24 protein-coding genes and 4 pseudogenes are annotated in these 26,393 nt (G+C 38.7%); 17 read left to right on the forward strand and 11 right to left on the reverse strand.

The window, feature by feature from the left end:
- Nucleotides 1-6 precede the first annotated feature (6 nt).
- On the forward strand, nt 7-675 hold the full coding sequence (gene fsa / locus ABES02_RS13600) for a fructose-6-phosphate aldolase (RefSeq protein ID WP_335694095.1): 669 nt from the start codon (nt 7-9) through the stop codon (nt 673-675).
- Nucleotides 676-957: 282 nt separating this feature from the next.
- Here the strand turns inward: fsa and ABES02_RS13605 are convergent, their stop codons facing one another.
- Nucleotides 958-1,233 (reverse strand): hypothetical protein, encoded by a 276-nt coding sequence (locus tag ABES02_RS13605; protein ID WP_430135544.1) that lies wholly within the window; start codon nt 1,231-1,233, stop codon nt 958-960.
- Between the two features lie 196 nt (nt 1,234-1,429).
- Nucleotides 1,430-1,615, reverse strand: coding sequence for a DnaB-like helicase C-terminal domain-containing protein (locus ABES02_RS13610; RefSeq protein WP_430135722.1), 186 nt, complete (start codon nt 1,613-1,615; stop codon nt 1,430-1,432).
- A gap of 439 nt (nt 1,616-2,054) precedes the next feature.
- On the opposite strand from ABES02_RS13610, the gene ABES02_RS13615 reads away from it, so the two are divergent.
- Nucleotides 2,055-2,231 carry a hypothetical protein gene (locus ABES02_RS13615; RefSeq protein WP_430135546.1) on the forward strand — a complete coding sequence of 59 codons (177 nt, stop codon included), beginning with the start codon at nt 2,055-2,057 and terminating at the stop codon, nt 2,229-2,231.
- 21 nt (nt 2,232-2,252) lie between these two features.
- Nucleotides 2,253-2,483 (forward strand): hypothetical protein, encoded by a 231-nt coding sequence (locus tag ABES02_RS13620; protein WP_430135549.1) that lies wholly within the window; start codon nt 2,253-2,255, stop codon nt 2,481-2,483.
- 1 nt (nt 2,484) lies between these two features.
- Here the strand turns inward: ABES02_RS13620 and ABES02_RS13625 are convergent.
- Nucleotides 2,485-4,857: pseudogene (locus ABES02_RS13625) on the reverse strand (cytochrome P450); the annotation flags it as partial.
- Between the two features lie 107 nt (nt 4,858-4,964).
- Nucleotides 4,965-6,962, reverse strand: coding sequence for an acetoacetate--CoA ligase (locus ABES02_RS13630; protein WP_430135552.1), 1,998 nt, complete (start codon nt 6,960-6,962; stop codon nt 4,965-4,967).
- A gap of 120 nt (nt 6,963-7,082) precedes the next feature.
- Between ABES02_RS13630 and ABES02_RS13635 the strand changes: the two genes are divergently transcribed.
- A complete protein-coding gene (locus ABES02_RS13635) occupies nt 7,083-7,994 on the forward strand; it encodes a LysR substrate-binding domain-containing protein (RefSeq protein ID WP_430135555.1) in 912 nt (303 codons plus the stop codon).
- Nucleotides 7,995-8,009: 15 nt separating this feature from the next.
- Here ABES02_RS13635 and ABES02_RS13640 read toward each other — a convergent pair whose 3' ends face one another.
- Nucleotides 8,010-8,132, reverse strand: a complete 123-nt coding sequence (locus tag ABES02_RS13640; protein WP_430135558.1) for a hypothetical protein — start codon at nt 8,130-8,132, stop codon at nt 8,010-8,012.
- A gap of 539 nt (nt 8,133-8,671) precedes the next feature.
- On the opposite strand from ABES02_RS13640, the gene ABES02_RS13645 reads away from it, so the two are divergent.
- The 6 genes from ABES02_RS13645 to ABES02_RS13670 all read left to right on the forward strand — a co-directional run bounded on the left by ABES02_RS13645 (nt 8,672) and on the right by ABES02_RS13670 (nt 12,230).
- Entirely contained in the window at nt 8,672-9,658 is a 987-nt protein-coding gene (locus ABES02_RS13645) for a DUF3231 family protein (RefSeq protein ID WP_430135561.1), read from the forward strand.
- Nucleotides 9,659-9,914: 256 nt separating this feature from the next.
- Nucleotides 9,915-10,160, forward strand: a complete 246-nt coding sequence (locus ABES02_RS13650; protein WP_430135563.1) for a spore gernimation protein GerQ — start codon at nt 9,915-9,917, stop codon at nt 10,158-10,160.
- Nucleotides 10,161-10,176: 16 nt separating this feature from the next.
- On the forward strand, nt 10,177-10,545 hold the full coding sequence (locus ABES02_RS13655; protein ID WP_430135566.1) for a spore coat protein: 369 nt from the start codon (nt 10,177-10,179) through the stop codon (nt 10,543-10,545).
- An 18-nt stretch (nt 10,546-10,563) separates the two neighbouring features.
- Nucleotides 10,564-11,700, forward strand: a complete 1,137-nt coding sequence (locus tag ABES02_RS13660; RefSeq protein WP_430135569.1) for a zinc-dependent alcohol dehydrogenase — start codon at nt 10,564-10,566, stop codon at nt 11,698-11,700.
- Between the two features lie 17 nt (nt 11,701-11,717).
- Entirely contained in the window at nt 11,718-11,912 is a 195-nt protein-coding gene (locus ABES02_RS13665; RefSeq protein WP_289983826.1) for a hypothetical protein, read from the forward strand.
- Between the two features lie 18 nt (nt 11,913-11,930).
- On the forward strand, nt 11,931-12,230 hold the full coding sequence (locus ABES02_RS13670; RefSeq protein ID WP_430135572.1) for a spore coat protein: 300 nt from the start codon (nt 11,931-11,933) through the stop codon (nt 12,228-12,230).
- A 154-nt stretch (nt 12,231-12,384) separates the two neighbouring features.
- Here the strand turns inward: ABES02_RS13670 and ABES02_RS13675 are convergent, their stop codons facing one another.
- The 3 genes from ABES02_RS13675 to ABES02_RS13685 all read right to left on the reverse strand — a co-directional run bounded on the left by ABES02_RS13675 (nt 12,385) and on the right by ABES02_RS13685 (nt 15,527).
- Complete coding sequence (locus ABES02_RS13675) at nt 12,385-13,497, reverse strand: L-dopachrome tautomerase-related protein (RefSeq protein WP_430135575.1); 1,113 nt, start codon at nt 13,495-13,497, stop codon at nt 12,385-12,387.
- A 352-nt stretch (nt 13,498-13,849) separates the two neighbouring features.
- Nucleotides 13,850-14,188 carry a DUF5655 domain-containing protein gene (locus ABES02_RS13680; protein ID WP_430135577.1) on the reverse strand — a complete coding sequence of 113 codons (339 nt, stop codon included), beginning with the start codon at nt 14,186-14,188 and terminating at the stop codon, nt 13,850-13,852.
- Between the two features lie 196 nt (nt 14,189-14,384).
- Nucleotides 14,385-15,527, reverse strand: a complete 1,143-nt coding sequence (locus ABES02_RS13685) for a reverse transcriptase domain-containing protein (protein ID WP_430135580.1) — start codon at nt 15,525-15,527, stop codon at nt 14,385-14,387.
- A gap of 699 nt (nt 15,528-16,226) precedes the next feature.
- Here ABES02_RS13685 and ABES02_RS13690 point away from each other — a divergent pair.
- The 4 genes and pseudogenes from ABES02_RS13690 (at nt 16,227) to ABES02_RS13705 (ending at nt 18,848) form a co-directional block, all read left to right on the forward strand.
- Nucleotides 16,227-16,415, forward strand: coding sequence for a gamma-type small acid-soluble spore protein (locus ABES02_RS13690; RefSeq protein WP_430135582.1), 189 nt, complete (start codon nt 16,227-16,229; stop codon nt 16,413-16,415).
- A gap of 501 nt (nt 16,416-16,916) precedes the next feature.
- A pseudogene (locus tag ABES02_RS13695) lies at nt 16,917-17,987 on the forward strand (IS110 family transposase); the annotation flags it as partial.
- 340 nt (nt 17,988-18,327) lie between these two features.
- Nucleotides 18,328-18,498, forward strand: a complete 171-nt coding sequence (locus ABES02_RS13700; protein WP_430135585.1) for a hypothetical protein — start codon at nt 18,328-18,330, stop codon at nt 18,496-18,498.
- Between the two features lie 143 nt (nt 18,499-18,641).
- Nucleotides 18,642-18,848 (forward strand): DUF1657 domain-containing protein, encoded by a 207-nt coding sequence (locus ABES02_RS13705; protein ID WP_430135588.1) that lies wholly within the window; start codon nt 18,642-18,644, stop codon nt 18,846-18,848.
- Nucleotides 18,849-19,260: 412 nt separating this feature from the next.
- Here the strand turns inward: ABES02_RS13705 and adhP are convergent.
- Together adhP and ABES02_RS13715 are read right to left on the reverse strand one after the other, a co-directional pair.
- Nucleotides 19,261-20,277, reverse strand: a pseudogene (gene adhP / locus ABES02_RS13710) (alcohol dehydrogenase AdhP).
- A gap of 730 nt (nt 20,278-21,007) precedes the next feature.
- Complete coding sequence (locus ABES02_RS13715) at nt 21,008-22,915, reverse strand: S53 family peptidase (RefSeq protein ID WP_430135591.1); 1,908 nt, start codon at nt 22,913-22,915, stop codon at nt 21,008-21,010.
- A 394-nt stretch (nt 22,916-23,309) separates the two neighbouring features.
- Here ABES02_RS13715 and ABES02_RS13720 point away from each other — a divergent pair, with 394 nt between their 5' ends.
- A complete protein-coding gene (locus ABES02_RS13720; protein WP_430135594.1) occupies nt 23,310-24,188 on the forward strand; it encodes a processed acidic surface protein in 879 nt (292 codons plus the stop codon).
- A 296-nt stretch (nt 24,189-24,484) separates the two neighbouring features.
- Here the strand turns inward: ABES02_RS13720 and ABES02_RS13725 are convergent, their stop codons facing one another.
- The gene (locus tag ABES02_RS13725; protein ID WP_430135597.1) at nt 24,485-25,057 is read right to left on the reverse strand and encodes a class I adenylate-forming enzyme family protein; all 573 of its coding nucleotides are present in this window, start codon (nt 25,055-25,057) and stop codon (nt 24,485-24,487) included.
- 247 nt (nt 25,058-25,304) lie between these two features.
- Between ABES02_RS13725 and ABES02_RS13730 the strand changes: the two genes are divergently transcribed.
- The gene (locus ABES02_RS13730; protein ID WP_430135600.1) at nt 25,305-25,751 is read left to right on the forward strand and encodes a PAS domain S-box protein; all 447 of its coding nucleotides are present in this window, start codon (nt 25,305-25,307) and stop codon (nt 25,749-25,751) included.
- Nucleotides 25,748-26,218, forward strand: a pseudogene (locus tag ABES02_RS13735) (sigma 54-interacting transcriptional regulator); the annotation flags it as partial. The gene ABES02_RS13730 and the pseudogene ABES02_RS13735, both read left to right, overlap by 4 nt.
- Nucleotides 26,219-26,393 lie beyond the last annotated feature (175 nt).

Below are 26,393 nucleotides of genomic sequence, written 5' to 3' on the forward strand. Positions count from 1 at the left end.
TTTACGATGAAATTATTTATTGATACGGCTAATCTTGTTGATATTAAAAAGGCTTATAAAATCGGCGTTTTGTCTGGTGTTACAACCAACCCTTCCCTAGTTGCGAAAGAAGGCGTAAAATTCGAAGACCGAATTGCAGAAATCTGCCAGGCTGTTCCACGGGTAGAATCGGTATCCGCTGAAGTAACTCCAGATGCCGTTACAGCTGATGAAATGATTGCTCAAGCTGAAGAGCTAATTAAAATTAACGGCGGAGATGAGAAAATTACAATCAAGCTTCCTATGACTTTAGACGGTTTAGAGGCTTGCCGTTATCTTGCCGATAAAGGCGTTAAAACAAATGTCACACTTATTTTTACAGTAAACCAAGCACTATTAGCAGCTCGTGCAGGTGCAACTTATGTATCTCCATTTTTAGGACGCTTAGATGATATTTCCGAAGATGGCGTACAATTAGTATCAAAAATAGCTGAACTGTTCCGCATTCATAATTTCGACTCACAAATTATTGCAGCATCTGTTCGTCACCCGGATCACGTAACTCGTGTAGCAATGGCAGGTGCACATATTGCAACGATTCCGTTTTCAGTCATTGAGCAAATTTCAAAACATCCACTTACTAATCAAGGGATCGAAAAATTTGCTGCAGATTGGGAAAATACTCTTAAAAACTAAGTTAAACAAAAACACGCAAGGCCAGGGGGACGGTTCGGTTCTCCTGGCTTTTTACAATTGCCTTAAAACTCATCGATAAAACCTTTGATCGCTTGTGTATCGTTTACATCCATGGAACTAGCTTTCCTAGATAGAGTTGTTCAATACGCCGTTCTGTAATCCTCCGCGTGCAATTTCAACTCTAATTATTATAAATAGGAAAGTCTAAATTAGCACATGACATAGTGGCTGTAATCTTTTTCAAAAGAAAAATAGAGATGACACTAATGTCACCCCTATCACTTAATTTTCAGCCAATTTATTGACAACCTTATTGTCAGTGCCCTGTTCCTGAATATCCTCGGCTTGCTTTGAGCGTTTAATAAAGAAAGCTAAGATTAGCGCGATACAGGCTATACCTACAGATACTAAGAATGAATCATTAATCCCTTCTAGCATCGCTTTCATTGCAATTTGTTGTTTTATTTCTGCCAATTCCGCTGGTGTCGGTTTACTTGTCAAATGTTTCATCGTGGAAGCCGCTATGTCTGTCGCATGTGTTTTTGTACGATTGGACATAATCGTAACCAACAAGGCGGAACCAATCGCACCAGATACTTGCTGTTATAAAAGTGCCTGTCACTGCCCGATTCCTGTCGAAAGAGGTTCGACAAAATCCAGGTAGTAACAGGCTCCATAATAAGTTCGATGTAATTTTTAGAAAATAGTATTTTGTTAATTTTATTAGTGAAGATTTCATCATTTATATTAAATATTAATTAGCTTGAAATAGCAAACTTTGCTTTTTGCCATCCAAAACATCCACAAGCACTCCAACTTCCCTCTCAAAAGTCTTCTTACCCGTTCCAACCGGGCCATTTCTCTGCTTAGCAACCTCATTTTCAATAATCTTGTTTTCTTCATTTTCTTTATTGTATTTCTCATCCCTGTAAAGGAGCATAATCACATCTGTGTCCTGTTCGATGCTGCCAGAATCTCGAAGGTCAGATATACGGGGCTTTTAATCCGTGCTTATTAACATTGAAAAGTGCCATTGTTGCCATTTAATAGAGTAGCTAGTGACAGAATTGAGAACCATTCATGACATAAAGAATACCACTTTCATGAAATTAGCATCAGGGCAGAATGAACAAGTTGGTTCGCTCATCCTACATCAATAAAGCGGTCAATATTAAAATCGCATTTCTCATACCTTCAGCCCATTTTTCAGGACCACTATAAGGTTCAAAATCAATTGGAACGGTAGCGACAATTAAATTTTTAATCGGCTCCTCCGCAATCGATGCATAAATGGAAGCAATGGTTCCACCTATATTGCTAGTGTTGTTGAAGTATCCAAAGAAGTTATTAAACTTACAAAGCAGTTAAAAACAGAATTTGTGAAATCGAAAAAAGAGATGGCAGATACAAATGATTTACATGCAGAGCTTCAGGAAATTAAATTTGAGCTTATGAAATTAAATGATTTTAAAGCAGAATTTGAGCAGCTAAAAGGTCTCTTCGAAAAAAATAAAAAAGCAGAACCTGAGTTAGTCGGAGCAGTATCATCCAAATAATAAGGAAACGGAAGGAAGCTTATGACATCAGTATCACCTTTAACCAACTTAATTCCAGATTTGAATTATGAGAAGGAAATGAAACGCTGGGCACATATGTTTAAGCTATTAAGTGAACCCGAACCAAAGATTGGTCATACTCCAAGGAACGAAGTTTGGCGAAAAAATAAATCCGTTTTATGGCATTATCCTGCGAAACAGAAAAAATATGAAATTCCATTATTTTTGCTTCCACCCCTTAAATTGCCATAATTTTAATTGGAGGTAATAGCTCCAAATATCGTTCAAACGTCATTTCACAAGCTTCGTACTTTTCAAGTAGGTCAAGCATGGTAACTTGTTTTCTCTTTATCTGTTCTTCATAGATTCCATCCAATAACAATAATTCTAATTCTCGCTTATGTGGAGGACAAACCGTTAAATCCGCAAGTTCACGTAATTGAATACGAGTTACCACGTCCTGCACATCGACACTTTCACTTAGGAGTTCAAAAAGACTAATAGGACGATATAAAGGAAGATGTGATGAGCTATGTCCGCTTAAAATCACTTGATCATTTCCATTCAAGCTAAACCGACGTAATATTCGGTTGACATTCTCTCTGCTATTACTTGGAAAAACACCAAAGGAATCATCAGCTTGATTAACATAATGCATAGTAAGTGTACTACGTTTCAACTCATCTTTTTCAATAAGTGTTAACCCGAATGCTTCCATGGCGTCAGACCACATACTCTTTTTCCATTCTTCAAGCTGCTTCTCGATGTCCGTGCTCACATCAGCCTCACCACGATGAGAAAACCGGGTAGCTCCTTTAATGGCTAATTGTTCATCTATGAATCTCGGTACATCTTGATACGTACTTTCCCAGTTGCGATCCCCGCAGCCAAAAACTGCATAATGTACTCCCTTAAGACTGTCTGCTTCAAGCTGCTCCAACCATTGCACGAATTTCCGTGCATTTTTTGGCGGTTTTCCATTATAAGAGGAAGTAACAATCAATACGGCCCCTTCTGTTGGCAACTTGTTGATCCGATCTTCCAGTGCGGCAACTTCACTCCTGATACCATGTCTGCTTGCACTTTCCGCAAGTTCACGTCCGATCCCCTCTGCCGTACCCATATTGGAGCCGTAAAGCACAAGGAGTGGGCGATTGTTGACTCCTATAAGCGAAGAAGTCTGAGCCTGGTTTACCTTTTTCAATACGGAAGAATCATTTTCTTTAGCAGCTACAGTAAATGGATCTAAGATTTTTTTATCTCTTAATTGAACTCGCATTGTAAAATTATCCGGTTTTAGCGTCATCGTTTGTTTTATTTTCAACTGGTAGTTCGTATGATCGATTAATTCAAAATTTTGAAGAATCATGCCCAGCAATAAGGTAGCTTCATGAAGGGCGAACTGCATCCCAATACAAGCTCGTTGTCCATTTCCGAATGGTTTATAGGCATCGTGAGGTATTTTACTTGGATCTTCAAACCGCTCCGGACGAAACTCCTCGGCATCATCTCCCCAAGCCTCTTTATCCCGATGAAGCTGATACAGAAGAATCGCGACATTTTCCTTCTTTTTAATCGGGTATTTTCCTCCGAGAACCGTATCCTCCTTTGCATAAAGGGTAAATTGCGGTGCTGTAGGATATAAACGCAATGATTCATTTAAAATCATTCGAATATATTTAAGCTCAGTAACTTGTTTATAGGTTGGAAGCGGATTTGTTAAGATTTGGTCCACTTCTTCGTAGGCTTTCTTAAGTACTTCTGGGTGCTTTAATAATAAGTAATGAGTAAAGGACAATAAACCACTTGTTGTTTCATGTCCGGCTATCAAGAAGGTGATAATTTGAAAACGAATATTTTCATCACTAAGCTTTTCCCCTGTTTGCGGGTCCTTCGCACTCAGCATCCGGGCGAGCATATCGGTTTCTCCTTGATCTCCACGTTCTTTCCTCTCAGCAATCAGTTGGTCTACTAAGGAAAACATCGCTTGAACGTCCTGGTCGAACTGTCGTTCTTTTTCCAACATGTCTTGATTTTGACTAGGCCCACGAAAACCTTTTTGCATTCCTTCATCGAGAGCATTGACCATTCTGATGATAAAAGGATGATGGGTTTCTCGATAGAAACTGTTAAATCGATAGTTAAAACCGCATAAACCAATTGTGTCGAGTGTTATCCTGGTCATATCATCTGGAACATCAATACTTTCATTCGGGTTAAGACGTGCCCATTTTTGAACAAGCTGCAAGGCAAGGTCCACCATCATCGAGTGGTACCCTTTCATCGCCTGTTGACTAAAGGAAGGAACAAGAATGTTATGAGCTTTTTGCCAGTTTTGATCGGTTGTCTTACCAGTGAATAACCCATCACCCATAAAGGCACGGAGTTTATTAAGGCCTCCTCCAAGACTCTTGTCAAATTTTTCTTCAATACAAGCCTCGGCTACCAATTCGTGGCCAGAAAGAAAGACCATCGTTTTTCCACCATAGAACTCAAATTGAAATATTGGGCCGTACTCTTCTCCGATTTTACCAATCGATAGAGTTGGAGCTTCCTTGTCAATTAAAGGCAAGTTTCCAAGTGGGCCAAACGTTTTGGGCTTTGGGATTGGAACTAGCTTTTCCATAAAAATTCTCCTCTGATTAATATTCTTAATATGCAGTATAACAATAGGGTTAACTCGGTTAATTTGAATCGTTTTTACAAAATCTACTAATAATCCAATAATCTTAACTAGGATTCTATGAAATTGTTTGCAGGATCATTAAGCACTCGTGCAAGCTCCTTAAAAAACATGATGGATTCTGGATTTGCTATTGAGCCAAAATTCACTACTTTTTCCATAGGATTTCCTAATAGAATCTTTCGAATAGGGACTTCCAGCTTCTTTCCGCTTAATGTTTTTGGGATTTGTTCCACTTCGTAAATTTCATCAGGAACAAATCGTGGGGAAACCTTTGATCTGATTTCTGCTTTTATTTTTTCTTTTACAATATTATTCAAACTTATTCCAGGTTTCATAACTACAAAGAGTGGCATCTGAGACTTTCTACCAAGGAGCTCTAAGTCAATCACCAAACTTTCCATGATTTCATCCAATGCCTCCACAACACGATAGACTTCACTCGTTCCAAGTCGAACACCATAACGATTGATGGTAGAGTCAGATCGCCCATAAATGACACAGCTACCCTTATCATCTATCCGAATCCAATCACCATGTCTCCAAACTCCTGGGTATGTCTCAAAATAACTCTCGAAATAACGTTCACCATTGTGGTCTCCCCAAAAGTAAAGGGGCATAGAAGGCATTGGAGATGTAATAACTAGTTCGCCTACTTCATTTGTAACGGGGTTACCTTCATCATCAAAAGATTGTACATTTGCACCTAAAGAGCGAGTTTGTATCTCTCCTGCATATACAGGAAGTACAGGTGAACCTCCTACGAAGGCTGTACAAACATCGGTACCTCCACTGGTTGAAACAAGCCATACATCCTCTTTCACATGCTCATAAACCCATGTGAAACCTTCAATAGTAAGTGGGGATCCAGTTGAACATATAGCCTTTAAACTAGTAAAGTTAATTGTTTCTTTTGGTTTGATTCCGGATTTCATACATGCGTTTAGAAAAGCAGCACTAGTACCGAAGAAAGTGATACCCGCTTCTTCGATCAAGTTCCATAATACATCCATCCCTGGATAAGATGGGCTACCATCATATAACACAGCCGTGGCCCCTGTAAGTAGACTTCCCATTAAGAGATTCCACATCATCCACCCTGTAGTAGTAAACCAAAAAAACACATCATCTGGACCCGCACCTTGTTCGATCATCAACGTTTTAAGGTGTTCGACCAAAATACCTCCTTGACCTTGTACAATAGGTTTTGGTAATCCGGTTGTTCCTGAAGAATATAATATCCACAATGGATGATCAAATGGTACATGCTCGTATTTCAGTTCACACTTTTCTTTTATAATATCTTCCCATCCAATTATGTTCTCAATCTCTTGAGATTTATTGCTATTTATATTAGAAATTAAAATTGTTTGTTTAATAGTAGGTATTTCTGTTTGTAGTTCAGTGACAACAGAACTTTTATCATGAGTCCTTCCATTATAACTATAACCATCTACCGCAAATAAAATGGTAGGTTCAATTTGTTTAAATCGATCTATAACACTTCTTGTACCAAAATCAGGCGAGCAACTTGACCAAATTGCACCAATGCTGGCACATGCAAGAAAAGCTATAACAGTTTCCGGAATGTTAGGCATATAAGCAACAACACGATCACCTGGCTTGACACCTAATTGTCTAAGGGAAAATACGACGGAAGCAGTTTTCTCACGAAGCTCTTTCCAGGAAATTTCAGTTCTTGGTGTCGTCTCTGATTGAAAGATTAGGGCTGGTTTATTTTCACAATAATTTCGAAATACATGTTCAGCATAGTTCAATGTTGCTCCTTTGAACCATTTTGCACCAGGCATCCTTCTTCCTTCCAGTACTTGGTCATAAGATGAACCGGTTTTAACTTTGCAATATTTCCAGACAGATTCCCAGAAAGCTTCAAGTTCCTCAACAGACCAAATCCTTAGTTCATGATGATTACTAATAGATAATCCATTCTCATTATTTAGCCAATTCATATACCTATGTACACTAGAATTTTTGATTTGCTCACTCGTTGGTTCCCATAATAAAGACCCTGCAGTAATCGTTTTCATTTTTTTAGCCTCCTCTTTACTGTCTTAATCCTAGTATAAGAATTTTATTTGAATTATAGAAATATTTAAAATATACTGGAATTATACCTTGAAAGTATAAGAAGCGAAAGGAGGATCATCATGGAACTAAGACATATTCGTTATTTTACCGCATTGGCAGAAGAGCTTAACTTCAGTCGTGCGGCTGAAAGATTACATATCGCGCAGCCTCCCCTCAGCAGGCAAATTCAGCAACTCGAGGAAGAAGTAGGGGTTAGTTTGTTCTACAGAACAAAACGCCATGTTGAATTGACCTATGCAGGGAAAGCATTTTTGGAAAAGGCCTATCAATTAATTGATTTGGTAGATGAAGCTTTATATACTGCACGTATGGCATCTAGGGCAGAAAATGGAAAACTGAATATCGGGTTTCTCGGTACAGCTCACAGTATCTTGCCTATACTTTCGAATTATCGAGAAAAGTACCCTAATGTCAGCTTGAATCTACAGCATATTGGCACAAAAGAACAAATAGTTGCCTTACAAGAAAAACGGATTGATATTGGAATTCTAACAGCACCTATACACACTAAAGGAGTAACCGTTAAAAAATTCAAATATCTTCCTTTGGGAGCTGTTTTACCAGCAAACCATCCACTTGCATTAAGAGGTGGGCCTGTCTCAATTTTGGAATTGGCTGATGAATCCTTTGTAATGTACCCTCGATCAATTGGATCCGGTATTTACAACGCTATAATAAATATTTGTCATGAAGCAGGTTTTTCTCCAAAAATCACAGTAGAGGCGCATGACATGCAATCGGTTCTGGCACTTGTCTCCGCAGGAATGGGCGTTTCTTTAACAACCATTTCTCACGTTCAAACAAAGGGAGTCGTGTTTCGGGAATTATCGGATAATACGATTACGTTAGAAGCAGCGATTGCATATAGGGAAGATGAAAAATCTGAGGTACTTTATAAATTCCTAGATATTTTTATGGAGTATATTCAAAAATTCGATTCGAAAAATAAATTACTCAACTTTCGCACCTAGAAGTATGTAATGAGTTTAAATGGCTGTATGGTTTGGAGCCATCGAAATATTGTGCTTGACATTAATATAGGCATGAAAAAACACCTCATCGTTTGGTATAGTTGATTTGACTTGAATCACAATATCCAAACGGTACACTGGAAATACTCCATAGATTCTCGTTACCTCCTGCTAGTAACAACAGCACTTCAAATGATAAACAGTGTTAAGGTAAGTCTAACGAGAAAACCATTATTTTATAATAAAATCTCCTTACGTCAGTAAGGAGATTGCTTGTACACACGGCCACATCTATATTATTTTTTTAAAATAAGTAGTGAACAGCACTCCACATGTGCGGAGTGTATGTGGCAACACATGAGATGTTGGTGGGTTTAATTTATAATAAATTATTGTATATAATCTGCTTATTTATGATTGATGCTTTTTGCATTAATGCCCCCGCTTCTTACAAATTTTATTTCCTTGATTTTGTTCTGTTACCTAAAGATGTCCGGATGAAATTGATGTGCTAGCGGAGAAACACCATTCCGACTGACGTTGGTTTGATGGCAAACTTTTTGACAAAAATACATAAAAACCGATAAAAAATAGAAGCCTAACATTTAAAGTACATTTCTGTAAAACTCGTTGGTTATTAGCATGAATTAGATTTTAAAAAATTGTGGAGGATTGCAATGGAGAAAAAAATAGTTGCACTCGATGTATCGAATTTATGGACTCCTTATATGAATAATACGATGGCTCTATGCGTAAACAAATATGCATTGCAAACTATTCAAGATCCAGAAATTAACGCTATTTTTGGCAAAGCTTTGAATTTATCAGAAAACATTGTTCAAAAAATCGCCGCCATATTCAATCAGGAACAATTTCCGATTCCCCATGCATTTACAGAGGAAGATGTCCATTTAGATGCACCGAGATTGTTTTCAGACGAACTCTGGCTGTTCTATTTGCACCAAATGTCGATACACGGATTGACTTCTTATTCTCTTGGGATCACCGCTTCCCGCAGGCTGGACATTCTTCAATTCTATTTCGAAACGTACAAGGGATCTTATGAATTATACGAAACTACATTGGGAATGCTGCAATCGAGAGGTCTCCTGGAACGTCAGCCCACCATCGTGCCTCCAGAAAAAATTGAATTTGTGGAAAAGCAAAGCTTTTTAACCGGCTGGTTCGGGGAACGCCGCCCATTGAACACAATAGAAATCTCTAGTCTTTATTTTAATTTGCAGAAAACCATCTTGACTAAAGACTTGGCTCTCGGTTTTAGCCAAACCGCTAAATCGAAAGAAATCCGCCGGTTTATGGAAGAAGTGGTAAAACTGGCAGCAGAACATATTGAAATTTTTACTACGATCCTTCATGAAGACTTCATCAGTTCTGCCATCACATGGGACACCCATGTTACAGATTCTCAGATTGCGCCATTTTCGGATAAATTGATGATATTCCATTGCGCATTTTTGATTCAAGCAGCAATGGCATATTATGGAACCGCCTTGTCCGGATCAATGAGGCGCGACCTCGGGCTCAAATATTCGTCTGCCATCGCAAGGGATGTGAAGCTTGCGGAAGACTGCGCAAACATCATGATTTCCAATGGATGGTTTGAAGAACCGCCAAGTTCCGTTGATCGACGAGAATTATCTTAGTGAAACTTCACCATAACTGTGATTTTACGAAGTAGACAAAACCCCTTGAGCACCAAGGGGTTTTAACTCGCGTTCTTATCGATTATCCAAGCAAGTACATATTGCTGAATTAGTGTTTTAGTGCGGAATGAATTTTCTCCACCTCAAAAATATCCCAAACATTCAAAATACTTAACCTATCCTTTAAGAAAATTTTAGAATGTTTCCTCCTATACTTGGAACAATACCTTTGTAGTAAAAAGGAGGGTAATTAGAAATGAATATTCAAAAATTAGCCGATCATGAGGCATTGGACCTACATGAAGTTATTAATTTTAAAACCCTATGCTTAGCGAAATCAAAACTAATGCAAGGACTGGTATTTGATCATGATTTGAGAGCATTAATGCAAAAAGATGTTGAACAATCCATGCAAGCGCTTGGAGAATTACAGGCAATTTATCAACGTGCACCTTTTCAAGCGCCTGTTCCTCAAAACCGGCCAACACCAATAATAAATTGAAAGGAAGGCAAATTCATTGAACAATGACTATTTAGACCCTATAAACTCGCTACACGTACCAGAGCTAGCAGATACCACATTTGCGATGGATTTACTTCTTCGTGCCAAAGAAGGTGTGCGCAATATTGCGGTTGCATTAACGGAGTCCGCATCACCTGATCTTAGAACCCTCTTACGAAACCAGTTAATGCAAGGGATTGCCATGCACCAAGAAATTACAGAATTAATGATTAGTAAAAAATGGTTCCATCCATACGAATTAAGTGAACAATATCAACTAGACCAACTCTCTGCCAACAATACTTTGATGATTGGCAAAATGAATCTATTTCCTGTTGAGACCAATAGAAAAGGTATGTTTGACCGAACACCTGATGAACACTAACACTGGAGGCTGTAACCAATGAAGGCGGTAACGTATCAAGGCATTAAAAATGTTGTAGTCAAAGAAGTTCCAGATCCCAAGATTGAAAAACCAGATGACATGATTGTTAAAATAACCAGTACCGCTATATGTGGTTCTGATTTACATTTAATTCATGGCATGATTCCTAACCTGCAAGAAAACTATGTTATTGGTCATGAACCAATGGGAATCGTCGAAGAAGTGGGTTCAGGTGTGACGAAACTAAAAAAAGGGGATCGAGTCATTATTCCCTTTAATATAGCATGCGGTGAATGCATTTACTGTAAAAATCATTTGGAAAGCCAATGTGATAATTCAAATGATAACGGTGATATGGGTGCCTATTTCGGATATTCTGGTACGACGGGTGGCTATCCTGGTGGGCAAGCTGAATATTTAAGAGTGCCATTTGCCAACTTTACTCATTTCAAAATTCCAGAGACTTGTGAAGAACCAGATGAAAAGTTAGCAGTTATTGCCGATGCGATGACTACTGGTTTTTGGAGCGTTGACAATGCAGGCGTTAAAGATGGAGACACTGTTATTGTTCTTGGCTGTGGTCCAGTTGGTCTTTTTGCTCAAAAATTCTGTTGGTTAAAAGGGGCAAAGCGAGTCATTGCCATTGATTATGTCAATTATCGCCTGCAGCACGCCAAGCGCACCAACAAAGTAGAAATTGTTAACTTTGAGGACCATGAGAATGTAGGAAGTTACCTGAAGGAAATCACCAAAGGCGGTGCAGATGTTGTCATTGATGCAGTTGGTATGGACGGTAAAATGACTGATATGGAGTTCCTTGCAAGCGGAATGAAGCTTCATGGCGGAGCATTAAGTGCGCTTATTATGGCTTCACAAGCAGTGCGTAAATGCGGGACAATTCAAGTGACCGGCGTTTACGGCGGAAGATATAACGGTTTCCCTCTTGGAGATATTATGCAGCGAAATGTCAATATCCGCTCCGGTCAAGCACCTGTCATCCACTATATGCCATATATGTTTGAATTAGTTTCGACCGGAAAAATTGATCCAGGAGATGTCGTAAGTCATGTACTTCCACTTAGTGAAGCAAAGCGTGGCTATGAGATTTTTGACACAAAAATGGATGATTGTATAAAAGTCGTGTTGAAACCTTGAGGAAGGAGATATAAAAAATGAACTACGCCTTACATGAAGTTCTTGAGGTCCATGAGATGGCTGCATTTAAGACCACTTGTTTAACTAAATCCAAAACGATGAAAGCGTTAGTTACAGATCAGCTATTAAGAGATATTATGCAGCAAGACATTGATGTATCAACAAGACAATTACAAGAATATGCTTCTATCCTTTCCAACGCTAAGCAGTAAATTAGGAGATGAATGAACATGAATCCAATCATTGAAACTTTAACTGGCATGGACGGACTATCGGATCAAGTCGTTGCAATGGATTTGCTCATTTCAGCTAAAAGTGGAATTAGAAATTATGCCATGGCAGCTACGGAGGCAGGAACACCGGAAATTAAAGAAATGCTCACTCGCCATTTAGTGGAAGCTCTTGATATGCATGAACAAATATCCGCATATATGGTAGAAAAAGGATGGTACCATGCTTGGGATACAAACGAACAGATCAGTTTGGATTTAAATAATATCAATACAGCATTGAACTTACCGACATTATAAAAAATTTCCTGGAACAGTTGAACAATCACCAAATAAACTGTTCCTTTTAAACCATTTTGAGTTTATTTGGCTGAAGTAAATAAAGTTAATACTTCTTGCTTACTCGAGTTTGTTTTACCCTATATAATTGAAAACAATTAATTGACTTTTTTTATTATGAAAAGGTCGGAGCAGGAAATTCATCAATTTTGATACGAAGTAAACTATAAGGTTTCTGTCGTAAGTCTTTTCCATAATGAAATCTAGGCTGTCGATGTAATTGGTTCACAATGACATACAAATATTGATCCGGACCAATTGAAAAAGTATCCGGCCACAAAATTCTCGGTTCATGTGCGATAGTTTCCATTATGCCATTTGGCAATATCTTACGGATACTGTTGTTTTCATAATCTCCAGCATAAACAGTTCCCTTTGCATCGGTGATCATTCCATCAGACGCACCTTTTTCTCCCCAATACTCCACATGATAAGGTAAATCCATGTCCGGTATCGTTCTGTCTCTCAGGGCTTCTGTTGGGATTGAGAACAAATGACGACTGGTTAGTGGAGCAAAAAATAATATCTTTCCATCGGGAGAAATCGCAAGACTATCAGACGCCAATCTAAATGGAGAAGTTGAACCGTCTTTGTTTCGATTCATTAAAATTTGACCTTCTACTTTCGGTAAAAAATAGGGATCGGGTGAAGTTGAATTTGCCCCATTTAACCGTCTAAACGAGTTTCCATTTGATAAATCTACGACGATAATAGCTCCTGGTCCTCTTGAAGAAGAATCCGTTATATAGGCATAACCTGCTTTTCCTACACGAAAATCAAAACGGACATCATTCAGATAAGTTGTAGGCAGGACAACATCTTCTGTAAAGGTATATACTTTTCTTATTGTATTGGTTTCTAAATCAACAGCGACTAATTTTGCCCCCCCTTTAATAGGCTCAGAAAAATGGGGTGCGGCTGTATCTAATATCCAAAGCGTTCCCCTTCCATCAGCAACTACACTTTGGACACTGATGAAAGTCATTGTGATATTCTCCGGGTTAACCAAATTGGTTTGTAAATTAGGATAAGGCTTCAATTTACCCTCAACAATTTCCGCCACCGTAAATTTAACATCGTCTCCCCATTTCGGAAAGCAAATGAAAATACGACCGGTTTCTGAAACAGTAACACCTGTAGGCATAGCCCCATAAAATGCATAAACTAGTTCTAAATTACCAAAATATTTTTCGCTAGGTAACATAGGTTTAATATCCTCCTCAAGCATTCAAACGGGATATCACCTATATATGATTTATATTTTTTCTAGTGCATGTTTCTTAATAAGTTTTTCTATACGAAAAGATGATTGAATGGATTGTTTTCGAAATTTAATAAGTCTGTCAGAAGAAAGGTAACATTTTAATTTAAAGGTCTCCTTTCCAACCATACATAGGAAGAACAGTTAATGATATTAAGAAACCAATCGTAAAACGATTAATAAAAGAACCAATAATAGCAATACGTTTATCTTCAAATTTCATCGGGAGCATTAGTAGTACAGAGAATAAACCAAATATTATACCAGATATAATTCCCAAGAAAATGCTGTTCATTGGTAATAAATATCCTTTCTCTAACTAACTCATTAATTGATATGATTCTTTTAAAAGAACTAAAAACTCTTGATCTAGTTCGTCTTCACTATGAAATCTAAAGTTATTGTGAAATCGTTTTTTTGAAACTTGTTCAATTTTAGTAATCTTCTCGTGTTCAATTTGATGGTTTGTTACTAAATTAAAATCTAACCATTTCTTTTTTGGATGAACTCCTCCGAAGGAAGATTTATTCAAAAGATGTATAGAAGTCTTTTTAAACTCAATTTCAAAAGGTCCAATTTCTTTCAATAAATCGAGTATTTTTGAATATATTTCATAAACATTAGATGCCTTATTTGAGAATAATTCATCTTCTGACATATCACCATCTCCTGCTTTCACTTTAAAATATTAAACTTTATTACTTTTATTTTGCCTCTTTTTACATCCTTTTACCATTTCTTTATTCACTAGTCGAGTAGAAGGGAGCCTTTCTACCTTGCGGTAAATTGTACTCCTCCCCCCTCACAGAACCGTGCTTGCACTATTAATGCACACGGCTCCTCCTAGTCATCATTTACAGAATATAGCTAATCTCTTTTCTTAATTCATAAATATTCACTTTGATTCTTGGTGAAGGTAGTGGATATTTATCTAGAAAGAGTCTGAATTTATCCCATGTAAAGGATTTCCTTTGGCTTCTCCTGTTTAGCCATTTAAATAGTAATTTTCCGATTTTGTCATTAAAGTTGTTAACAGTTTGGGTATTATCAGTGACGCAGTAATAGTTGTAATAACCTATAAGTGAGCGTTTAAATCTATCCATAATCATATGAATATCCTTATGCCTATTAATCTTTAGCCATTCTTTAGTTTCTTTTAACTTGCCTTGGACTTTCTTCCTGCTTGATTTCCGTTTCACACGGAAGTTTCCTTGTTTGCTCCTCCCACAATAGTGCGTAAAACCAAGGAAATCAAAGGTTGCTGGTTTACTTCTCCCCTGTAGATTTGCATTTCTCTCCTCAAACCATAGGTCGAGTACATAATGGAGATATACATTGGCTAATATCGGAGATATTACTCCACCTTGCGGTGTGCCATTGTCTGTCTTATATTTCTTACCTTCCTCCATGTATCCACCTTTAAGAAACCTACCAATTATCCTTAGTAAGTTAGGGTCAGCGATTAGCAGTTTTAAGAACTCCATCATCCATGTGTGGTCAACGTTGTCAAAGAATCCTTTAATATCTACATCTACTACATAATTTACTGACCTCTTTTCAATATAGAAGTTCAGTATTTTCAAAGCATCGTGGCAGTTACGATTTGGGCGGAATCCAAAGGAACAGTCTAGAAAGTCTTCTTCATAAATGGTATTTAGTATCTTTGTAATGCCTCTTTGAACAATTTTATCTTCATGTTCTGGTATTCCCAATGGTCTTTTCTTGTTTGAATTGAGCTTTGGAATATACATTCTCCTTACTGGAACAGGACGATAGCTTTTGCTTTTAAGCCTACTTACTAAATCCTCTATGTTTTCTTCTAAACTTTCACCGTATTGCTCTTTAGTTGTACCGTTAATCCCAGTAGCCTTCTTATTAGGTAGTTCACGATGACATTGAACTAGTTCTTGCTTATTTAATAAATGTGCAAGAGATGTAAATTTCATTCTTGGATCAGACTTTGCTAATTCTGCTATCCTTAGTAGTTTTGTTTCCATTTATTGAACCTACCTCTGTGTGTAGTAAATGTGTCCCTAGTAAGGGCGACAACTGGTAGCTAGCCTTTCCTCCATCGGCATTACCCAACTTCATTGGTACTACGCTGCTATCCGACTCCCTACATCGGCATTTGGTTTCCTTGCTTATTATCGCTTGTTAACCATACTTTTCAAAAAAAATAAGAAAAGACCGGTAGGGTCTCCCGAGTTGCCGTATCATATCAATGTGTAACGTGCCAAGGTCTCTGACTCCAGAGAGGTTTTACCCTTCTTGCCTTTAACGAACGATAAAATGTAGCTTTCTGCGCGCAGGTAAGGCATCAGCCCTCTCATTTTACTAACATTATGGAGCTCAATCCCTTCAACCATTTGGCTTTCGGCCCGCCACCTAGCTGTCTACGCTTAAAGACTTAAGTTACCTTTAGCCCTCCAAGACTCGCTACGAGCGAATGGCTAGTTCTTACTCGGCGGGAATCCCACCCGCTATATGATACGACCTAGGCTCGGCCGCACACCTGCTTCGTTAGCACAAGAAGAAAGCCGCCAAAAATGGCAGCCCTGGATATTAAACTCTTGCACCCGTTATTTATTTTGTAAAAACTACTCATAGTAAAGTGAAAAATGCTGTAAAGCAATATAAAATTTTTAGGATAATAAAATTATGTTCAGGATACATTATTGTCGTGGAGGTGATTTATTATGGTAAACAATCAACAACCAAACAAAACTCAAGCTGGAACTAACGCCCAACAGGTAAGACAACAAAATGCTCAATCTGCTCAAGCTGGAGCTGGTCAATTCGGAACAGAATTTGCTAGCGAAACAAATGCAAAAGAGGTAAGACAACAAAACCAACAATCCCAGCAAAATAACAACCAAAACTCTTAATTTGTGACTTTACAGAACACCTCTTATCGCTCGGTAAGGGGTGTCTTTTTTATGAACTTTTTTTGAGGTAAAGCAATTTCAAACATTTTTATTTTCACACTAAACCTTTGATTGAGCAAATTCTTCTCAATTCTCATTTACCTTACCACAAATATCCATTCTTCTAGCTAAGCGTTACTCATCAATCTGGACCGATAGCTGAACACAAGTTAAACCCCGCTTTACAACTATCCTGCCACGTTAGCACAACAATAAAAACATACTAAGATTAGTAGCACAGACCACGGCCATGGTCTGTACTACTATTTTTTTATAGTAGAAGTGAAGAATAGGTCGTGGCGGTCTCGGAACCTTGAGTTCGTAAGTAAAAAAACTGACCTACTTCACCGTCCTTATTTGAATCAGTTTCAGTATGTTGGATCCTAGAGATCGTGTATAAGAAAAGGGAATCGATAAGGTGATGTGAAAACTTCTACGTGAAAAATTTAAGGAGGAATAGAAATGCTAAGTGTGATTGCTTTTGATGTTAGTATGGGGAAAAGTTATATGGTGATTTATAACGCTTCTCGTTCTTGTATCTTTGAGGGGGAGATTTGGCATAATCGACCTCATTTCGAAAAGCTTTATGAACAAATAGTTGCTTTAATACGGAACGATGGACAAGCTCCTGCTATTGTATTTGAAGCAACGGGTGTGTATTCACGGCCATTAGAGCGTTTTATAATGACTATGGCTTTCCCTATTGTCTGCTAAATCCACTTGAGTCTAAGCTCCAATCAGCTTCTATGAGAATGCATAAAACGGATAAAAGCGATGCCCATCGGCTGGCTCAAACTCACTTCAATACGGAACGAAGAATAAAACAACCGAATGACATATACTTTGATCAAATGCGTGCACTTTCACGTTATTACCATGAATTAGATGAAGAACTTTCAATATTCCGGAGCCGAATGCATACATTAATCCAGTTAACTTTTCCAGAATTGGAGTCGGTTTTTACCAACAAATCAGAGTTATTTTTAAACATTTTACAGCTTTTCCCGCATTCGGATTGTGTAAAGAATCTTTCAAAGACAGTCGTACGTAATCGTCTACTAGCCAACACAGACAAGAATTTAGCTCCAAAAACAGCAGAGAAAAAGGCTATACAATTAATTGAAGCAGCACAAGATTCGTACCCCGCAGTAGATAAAGATCATGTCCACTGTTCTCAACTAATAGATTATGCAAAAAGGAATTTAGCAATTTTAAGAAAACGTGAGGAAATTATCCAAGAGATGGTCAACCTTTCAATAAACCGAAAGGAATTTCAAATACTAACGAGTATTCCTGGCATTGGAGAAAACACTGCGGTTCGGTTGATTGGAGAGATGGGTCACACGTTTTGAAAGTCATAAACAACTCAATGCCTACGCTGGTATCGATATAAGACGATTTCAATCAGGTACATTATTTTACAAGGGCAAGATCAATAAGCGTGGTACCAGTCACTTGCGTAAAATACTTTATTTTACGATTCAAAATATGATTCGTATGCGGCGTTTTGGATACAATCACTTTGTGGAACACACAATCATCATTACAATTACCAGTTGGCAGCTAGTAAGTAATGTTAAAAATATTATAACATACATATCCCCTAGTAAAAAAATGGTAATAGCTAGGTTTATTAAGTACACCCAAAAATCCCCAAAAAGAAAAACAATATTTATAAATCTTCCAAATATGCTTGACTAATCGTAAGAAAAGACCGCCGCAGCGATCACTTTCTTTACTCCTGCACCCGTTGGTTGAACAAGCATCAACCGATTTATTGCAAAATTTCCTCTTATTGTGCAATAAATTTTATTGAATTTTTTTAATCCCAAGAAAGATAATATTTAATAATTAAATGGAGGAGATGATCAAAATGCCAGTCAACAAATATGTTAACAATATTCTAGGTGTAGTTGTACGTGCTCGTTTTTCTACAGAAGATAGCGGAATTATTTATGACCCCTTCAAAAATCCCATAATCCATAAACAAATAAATGGACGAGAAATTGTTCCTCTTGATTTAACAAAATTATGGGGGAAATAAAACCTTCTAATTTATTGTTTATACATCTTTTTAGGACTAGCATAAGATATTGAATTTTATTTGAATATCAAAATACATAAGCTAATAAATATTCCGCATACTACATTTGTAATTTCAATTTTATTCAGAAAAGAGGTCTTTAAATGACAGTTGGAAAACAAGTTCAACAAGCATTAGCAAGTTTAAAAAGTGCTCAAGCAAGCTTTGAAGGGTTTGCATTAGCAACTGACAACCAAAACGCTAAACAACTTTATCAACAAGCTGCACAACAAACACAATCTGTTCTTGATAGTCTTGAACCACGTCTTCAAGAAATTCAAACTGAGGAACCACAATACAAACAACAATAATTTGTTCTAAATACAATAACTTTACCACTATTGGTATTAACATTATCAATTATGATCCATAATACTTTGAAACAATTTCAAAACGTCTATCTGTTAAACCGCCATCACTCTAAGCAACCAGAATGAAGACTCCATATGGAGCTTCTTTTTTTGTCGCCATTTTTTCAAATACGTATTAAGCGTTTTTTCTATTTTAACTAACTGCTCCGTTAGTCGATTAAGAAAAAGGCTGCATTTTTTGCAGCCAGTTCTTAAAGGAAAGCACCCTATAGTTTAAGTACAATCCTTCACAATCTTGCTTTATACATGGCTCTGTTAATGTTTATTGTTGGTAAAAAAAAGAAAACCTCACAAAAACGAGGTTTATCACTTTTAATCTTTGTCACAAATTAGGAAGGTAAAGCTCTTTTTATTAGTTAGTCATGTCAAGGACAATGCGTCCATTAATCTTTCCTTCAATCATCTGATCGTATACTTCATTGATGTCCTCTAATTTTCGCGTTTCAATAATACATTTCACTTTTCCTTCGGCAGCAAATTGCAATGCTTCTTGTAAGTCTTTGCGAGTACCCACAATTGAACCAACTACTTTTGTTCCATTTAAGACTGTATCAAAAATAGGAACATCCATTGATTCTGGAGGTAGCCCAACCATGACACAAGTGCCTCCTCGACGAATGGCACGATAGGCTTGGTCAAATGCTTTTTTAGCAACCGCCGTACAAACAACACCGTGTACACCGCCAATTTCTCTATGAATCCATTCTGCTGCATCTTCTTTAAGGACGTTTACTACTTTGTCTGCGCCAAGTTGTTTCGCAAGCTCCATCTTTTCATCAGATGTGTCAATGGCCACTACATTCATTCCCATAGCTTATGCGTACTGTACACCAAGATGACCCAATCCACCGACACCGAAAATGGCTACCCATTCACCTGGTTTTACACACGATACCTTTAATGCTTTATAGGTAGTCACACCTGCGCAAAATAAAGGTGCTGCTTCGATAAAGTCTAGATTTTCCGGAACTTTCACCACATAATCGGCAGCAGCGATGCAATATTCTGCATACCCACCATCTACGGAATATCCTGCATTGTGCTGATCCAAACAAAGGGTCTCACGTCCTGTTAGACAGTATTCACAATGACCGCAAGCGGAATACAGCCACGGAATTCCTACTCTGTCTCCTTCCTGTAAGTGTGTAATCCCTTCGCCTACTTCTTCTATAATCCCGACACCTTCATGTCCAGGAATAAGAGGGAGTTTCGGTTTAACAGGCCAATCACCATGAGCAGCATGTAAGTCTGTATGGCACACTCCACACGCTTGAATATGGACTAGTATTTCTTTTGGTCCCGGCTTTGGCTTAGGGACATCTTGCACTTCCAGTTTTTCTTTAAATTGTTTTACTATAGCAGCTTTCATATTCATACTCCCTTAGTCATTAATAGTAAAATCCTCTTTCTAACTAAGTTAGTATAAAGATAAACAGACTAAAATATTCTGAATCTTTTTTGGTGAATATCTATTATCTTGATTTGATTTTAACTGGATATTTCAAATTGAGTTAAAATCAACAATCTTCAATAACAGAGCCTTATATATAAAAAGGGTTCGGTTGAGAGGGAGAAAATCTCAAATAACAATCGAATTAGAATACCTTTTAGCAATAAATTGGTTAATAAAAACGCAATGGCTTTAGCTCGCCAATGCATTTATTTGATGTTCATTCTTTAGAGGAATTCTTTTTATCCCTGTTTCTAAAATAAAGTGGTAGCACAATAAACAAAATTATAGCTCCAATAATGAAAAATATAACCTTTCGTAGGAGAAGCCCAAAAGCTAAAGTTAAGAAAAGAACAATAAATCTAATTAACTTTTCGGTTTTTTGATTGTCATATACTTTATCCCCGTTCTTTTTATAAGTTGATGAATAGAGATTAAACTAATTATTACCAATTTTCACGCAAAATGTGTCTATCCTTCTTCCACTAAACTGCATCCGTTAGGTTAAGTACAAGATTTCACAATCTTAACAACCACAAAAGGCGGAACATTTAGTCCGCCTTACTTATTCTTTTCATCTTTAAAGTGCTGCAACGACATTACTTATCTTAGTCAAAACATTAGAATTCTTCATTGGCTTTTTACCAGTTTATTTCAATTTATCGGCAAGTGCCGCAACATCCGGTGTTCCAAGACCGGTTGCCTGATTGTAAACCGTACCAGGCGTGCCTGTATAGAATCCGTTGTCGTTTGTAGCACCCGTTTCATTCAATGGATGAAGCGGGGAATCCTTTTGAGTGGCAAACCGATAGATTTGCGGATTCCAAAATCCTGCCTGCGTGCCATTTGCGCTGTTGATCAGTGCAGATAATCCGGCAAGCTGAGGTGCGACAAAGCTTGTGCCGCCGTAAGTCGCATAACCGGCATCCACACCCGGAGCACCCGGTTCGCTGAAATACACGGCGTATCCTGTATAAGGATCCGCTGCCATTGAGATATCCGGCAGGTTCCGCCCGCTTCCGGTTCCGCTGACAAGGGTCGGGGAAGCGTCGCGTGTCACGGAGGACTGGTCCGTGTTTTCCGTCCACCAATTTACGCCGTTGAAGGTGTTCACACCCGGAACATTCAGCTGGTAGCTAGGCGTCGCGAATACCTGGCTGAATCCTCCTCCGCCGCCTGCCATATAGCGGCTTGTCCAGTTCGAAGGCGTATCGAGACCGCGTGCATTGAAGTACGGGAAGAGGTAATCCCAACCCCATGCGCGTTCCTTCTCATTTGTAATATCCATGTTATAGAGACTTGAGTGAAGGGTAAACGGAAGCGTCGTGCCGCCGGCAGCCGTGATGTACGGGCTGTCTGCCGGTTCGTCAACCGAAAGGCTCGTCGCATTCGGAAGTCCGGAGTCGTTTCCTAGCTGCCGTGCCGCGTCATGCGCCCCTTCGTCTCCTGCTGCCGCGAACGTACTGATGCCCTGGGCTGCCGCCTGCATGAAGAGCTGATTGAACGCTTCTGCATATCCAGGTGATTCCCATTTCAGTTGGGTGAGAAGGTCCACGACCGTTTCGCTTTCGCCCCAACTGACCGAGATCTGCTGCGCCTTGTTTTCATCAATGGCGGAAGAAAAAGCATCCACAAAACCTGTATCCGAGTTTGGTCCGACAAACACGTGGATATCGGCATCCGGAGCGAGTGCTCCTGACTGCTCGACGTCTAAGGTTGTTTCGTCATATCCGTCCCAGCCGGAACCGCCGTCAACGTTCGTTTTCGTGATCCGGTTCGGATTCACCGGGATGCCAGCCTTGCTCCAGAAGGTATAGGCATCTTCCGTGTTGAAGTCGGCTAACGTCACAATCCCGATCGTCTGACCTTTTCCGGTTGCGCCTTTATCATAAAGCGGATTCACATGGTACTGGTTCGCAAGATCCTTCGGCGAAAGGCTGAGCGGACCGTTCGGAACGGTCCCGTTTTCTAAAAGCGGCGTCTGCTTCACGGCGTGGCTTGTGAAACTCGAGTAATCGGATAAGCCTAAGATGCAAAGAAGCTGATTTCCAATATCCGCTGGAAGCGTTGGCGAGCCTTTTGTTCCATGGAATACTTTTCCGTTGTAGCTTTCTTTGACTAGCTGAACGTTGAACGCTTTGTTAAATGCATCCGCCGTACCAGTTGCAGCGACGATGAAACCGTTCGATTGAAGAGTTGCTTTGATTCCAAAGCTCTGCAAGTAATTCGTCAGTTGTTTCACTGCCTCAGGATTTGCCCCGTAGTTCTGGCTGAAATTCGATACCGACAGATATTTTCGGTAGTCCTTTGTTCCTGGAGTCGTTGTGTCCTGGATGAAACGGGCAAGCTTGTCCTTGTTTTGAAGTTTGAAGACAAGATTGATCTGTACCTGTGTATCCCCAGGCAGGTTGCCGAAAACTTGCGCATTCGCAGGATTACCCGCTTGTTGAACCTTCACAGAACTGACGCTCTGTGCGTTTGTCACAGCCGGCAGTGCATTGAATAGCACCATCGAACTCATGACGGCGAAGCCAGCAGCCTTTTTCCATGGTTTCATCGAAATCTCCCCTTTGTCCTTATCTATGTAGGCTAGCTACAATTCAAAATTATACTTAGAATATAAAATATTTCTATTGGCTTATTCAGACAGATTTTTTTATGAAAAACCGCACGAAATAGCTGGTGACCACTAACATAAACAATATTCCCTTCGTACTCTTTTCTTCGATTAACCTGCCCCTTAGTGGTACAAGAAAAAGAGTTGTCGTAGTTACCCTATATTGAAAAGCTCTACATTTGCCGAAATATAAAAAAATGCAGTATCCATGTTCAATGAGACGCTTTCCTGCAAATTTATTAAAAGTCTAAATTTTATTAGGAATTATTTGCTTTTCTTAATTAGAGTCGGTAGGGGGCAAAATATTTATGCACCAAATAAAAGGAGGTTTCCGATGGTTTATATTAAGGCATTCCTGGTTTGTTTGCTTTCTTTTCCATTCCTGTTCAATGTTCCAGTCGCTCAGGCTGCTCCTCCAGAAAGTGAATTGAACCAATATTTGGCCAGTATTGGCTGGACAAAAAAGGACTTGATGGATTATCTGGACTATTATGAGATCCCTTTGGATGATTATAGTACAGTGGACGAGCTTAAAGAAGTTCTGGGAACCCCTATTAACTCGAAAAATATGCAGGAGTTATTAACGAAATATGGTCTGTCAGATAAAGAATTTAATGACCTCATGGACCATTTCGGCGACTCCTTAAATGACTATAAATTTATTGAGGATTTGGATGCATCACTTGAGTTTTATGTCAATTATGATGAATTCATGGCCGAAACCGAAAATGCACTATCGGAATTTGGCATAACAGAGGAAGAAGCAGAGAGATTTTTTAACTATTTGAGCGAAGTCGAAGAAAAAAATAAAGACCAACTTGACCAAATCGCAACAAACGATACGCTTTGGGAAAAATTTCTCAATATCGAAGATCCTTCCCAATTAAGTGACCAAGAACTGAACGAACTGGTTCAAATCTTGGAGGAAACCATTGCCCTTTATGAAGTAAAGGTCAATTTGAAAGCAGACGGTAAAGTTATAACGTTAATGGATTTGTTGAAGATGTCAGAGCCTCCAGGTAATTTATCAGCGAGTGTCTATAGCAACTCAGGGGACCTTTTGATTGATTTCAACATTCCTAAATCGTTTTTTGATTCACTGGAAGGCCTAATGAATGGGGAAGACATGCTGCATTTAGGCGAGATTTCTGATGATTATGTCGACCATATGCATGAAGAGAAATATGACCAAGGACAGAACGGTTTAAAATAAATGAAAAGCCCTTCTCTTTTGAGAGGGGCAACTTCTTAAAAATATTTTCCCAAAATATAATCGCCACAGCCATCCCAATCCTTAACTCTTGCACAAACATGTAATGGTATTTTCTAATAACACCTGGATAAGTGAAAATTTAATATTATTGTATGGGCATAATGAAAAAATATTTTAAATATTCCTCTAATGTAATTCTCCTTCCTGAATTATTTCATATCCCCAAATGTACAGTTATCTAAAAATCAAATCCCTCATCAAGATGACGAGGGCTTCCTTTATTGGAAATGAATAAATCAGTTTACTCTCCGCTCCTGCTTCAGCCAATATTGATCGCGAAGGTGTCGTTTTAAGATTTTTCCGGCGCCGCTTTTCGGAAGCTCTGCAACAAATTCAACTGATTTTGGCACCTTATAGTTTGCCAGCTTTTGTCGCATGTAAGCAATGATTTCTTCCTCTGTAATACTGTTTGCTTTTTTTAAAGCAACAACTGCCATAATCGCTTCGCCCCACATTTCATCCGGGACACCGATGACCGCGCACTCCAGAACCTCTGGGATTTGGCTGATTGTCTGTTCGACTTCTACCGAGTAGACATTTTCTCCGCCTGTAATAATCATATCCTTTGCCCTGTCGACAACATAAAAATAGTTATCCTTGTCACGATAGCCCAAATCACCGGTATAATACCAGCCATCCCTTAGTGCATTGGCGGTTTCCTCCGGTAAATTCCAATAGCCCTTCATAATATTTGGTCCCTTGGCCACGAATTGCCCGACTTCACCAACTGCCGTTTCCCTGCCATCAGGAGCAACAACCTTCATTTCGATTCCCGGTACTGGATTACCTGCTGATGCCAAACGCATCATTTTTTCTGAACTTCCATCAAGGGTTGTGGTCTTGCCAATGGAGAATCGTTAGAATCGGAGCCGCTTCCATCATACCGTAGGCTTGCCAAAATTGAACATTCTCGAGCTTTTCTAATCCTTTCTTGAGAACGTCGACCGCAATTGGCGATGCTACGTAAATAATCGTTCGTAACGAATTGACGTTTGATTGATCTAATTCTGGTACGTTCAGGAGCAGGTTAATCAGTCACCTGTTGTTAATCATGATATGATTCCAATCGGTGTCGTCTCCACACAGCAATTACTATTGAATTACGATTTAATTTATAATCAATTATCCTCTATACTCGATTTTGCCTATGATGCTATTATTCTCGTGAATAAACATGCAGCCATTACAATGGTGAATAAAGGTTTTACAGATTTGTTCGGACTGACCAAGAAGGACGTTTTGAATAAATTGACGACTGATCTGTTTCCTGATTTGGGTATTGAAACGGTCATTGATAATGGGATCAGTATTCTCAATACCCCTCATGTTATTTCAGGTCACCAAACTCTTATTTCCATATTACCAATTAAGGAAAATGGAGAAACCGTGAGTGCAATTTGTAAAGTGACTTACCGTGGATTAACGCATTTACACGAAGCATTAACGAAAGTAAAAAAGCTTGAGAAACGGTTATCTGCTTATCAAATGAAATTAATGAAATGAAAGGAACCAAGTATACACTCTTTGATATTGCCGGGGAATCGGAAGCAATTAGTCAAGTAAAGCACGAAGCAACCTTAGCCTCAAAAAGTATGTCTACTGTATTGATTATTGGCGAAAGCGGGACAGGAAAAGAGTTATTTGCTCAGGGAATACATGCTGCATCAGGTCAAAAAGGACCATTTGTTCAAGTGAATTGTGCCGCGATTCCACCTGAATTACTAGAATCTGAATTTTTTGGTTATGCAGATGGTGCCTTTACAGGTGCCAAAAAGGGAGGAATGAAAGGAAAATTTGAACTTGCCCAAAACGGTACCATCTTTTTAGATGAGATTGGCGATATGTCACTTCCTCTTCAGACGAAAATCTTACGTGTTCTCCAGGAATAAGAATTTCAGCCACTTGGCAGCTCTAAAATGATTCATTTAAATACGAAAATCATTGCCGCTACTAACCAAAATATCGAAGCCTTAGTTGCAGAAGGGAAATTTAGAGAAGACTTATATTATCGATTAAATATTATGCGATTAAACATTCCGGCTTTAAGAGAAAGAATGGAAGACTTGCCAGATATCATTCAGGCCGTTATCGGGCGGTTGAACCAAAGCGGATTTTACATTAGAGGTATCACACATTCTGCCTTAA

It is taken from the genome of Neobacillus pocheonensis (assembly GCF_050477905.1).
GTDB lineage: Bacteria > Bacillota > Bacilli > Bacillales > Cytobacillaceae > Neobacillus > Neobacillus pocheonensis_A.

Bases quoted from the DNA above. Each gene is read 5' to 3' on its own strand.
- fsa (WP_335694095.1), top strand. From the start codon at position 7: ATGAAATTATTTATTGATACGGCTAATCTTGTTGATATTAAAAAGGCT.
- ABES02_RS13605 (WP_430135544.1), bottom strand. From the start codon at position 1,233: ATGTCCAATCGTACAAAAACACATGCGACAGACATAGCGGCTTCCACG.
- ABES02_RS13610 (WP_430135722.1), bottom strand. From the start codon at position 1,615: ATGCTCCTTTACAGGGATGAGAAATACAATAAAGAAAATGAAGAAAAC.
- ABES02_RS13620 (WP_430135549.1), top strand. From the start codon at position 2,253: ATGACATCAGTATCACCTTTAACCAACTTAATTCCAGATTTGAATTAT.
- ABES02_RS13630 (WP_430135552.1), bottom strand. From the start codon at position 6,962: ATGAAAACGATTACTGCAGGGTCTTTATTATGGGAACCAACGAGTGAG.
- ABES02_RS13635 (WP_430135555.1), top strand. From the start codon at position 7,083: ATGGAACTAAGACATATTCGTTATTTTACCGCATTGGCAGAAGAGCTT.
- ABES02_RS13645 (WP_430135561.1), top strand. From the start codon at position 8,672: ATGGAGAAAAAAATAGTTGCACTCGATGTATCGAATTTATGGACTCCT.
- ABES02_RS13650 (WP_430135563.1), top strand. From the start codon at position 9,915: ATGAATATTCAAAAATTAGCCGATCATGAGGCATTGGACCTACATGAA.
- ABES02_RS13660 (WP_430135569.1), top strand. From the start codon at position 10,564: ATGAAGGCGGTAACGTATCAAGGCATTAAAAATGTTGTAGTCAAAGAA.
- ABES02_RS13665 (WP_289983826.1), top strand. From the start codon at position 11,718: ATGAACTACGCCTTACATGAAGTTCTTGAGGTCCATGAGATGGCTGCA.
- ABES02_RS13670 (WP_430135572.1), top strand. From the start codon at position 11,931: ATGAATCCAATCATTGAAACTTTAACTGGCATGGACGGACTATCGGAT.
- ABES02_RS13675 (WP_430135575.1), bottom strand. From the start codon at position 13,497: ATGCTTGAGGAGGATATTAAACCTATGTTACCTAGCGAAAAATATTTT.
- ABES02_RS13680 (WP_430135577.1), bottom strand. From the start codon at position 14,188: ATGTCAGAAGATGAATTATTCTCAAATAAGGCATCTAATGTTTATGAA.
- ABES02_RS13685 (WP_430135580.1), bottom strand. From the start codon at position 15,527: ATGGAAACAAAACTACTAAGGATAGCAGAATTAGCAAAGTCTGATCCA.
- ABES02_RS13690 (WP_430135582.1), top strand. From the start codon at position 16,227: ATGGTAAACAATCAACAACCAAACAAAACTCAAGCTGGAACTAACGCC.
- ABES02_RS13700 (WP_430135585.1), top strand. From the start codon at position 18,328: ATGCCAGTCAACAAATATGTTAACAATATTCTAGGTGTAGTTGTACGT.
- ABES02_RS13705 (WP_430135588.1), top strand. From the start codon at position 18,642: ATGACAGTTGGAAAACAAGTTCAACAAGCATTAGCAAGTTTAAAAAGT.
- ABES02_RS13715 (WP_430135591.1), bottom strand. From the start codon at position 22,915: ATGAAACCATGGAAAAAGGCTGCTGGCTTCGCCGTCATGAGTTCGATG.
- ABES02_RS13720 (WP_430135594.1), top strand. From the start codon at position 23,310: ATGGTTTATATTAAGGCATTCCTGGTTTGTTTGCTTTCTTTTCCATTC.
- ABES02_RS13725 (WP_430135597.1), bottom strand. From the start codon at position 25,057: ATGATGCGTTTGGCATCAGCAGGTAATCCAGTACCGGGAATCGAAATG.
- ABES02_RS13730 (WP_430135600.1), top strand. From the start codon at position 25,305: ATGATTCCAATCGGTGTCGTCTCCACACAGCAATTACTATTGAATTAC.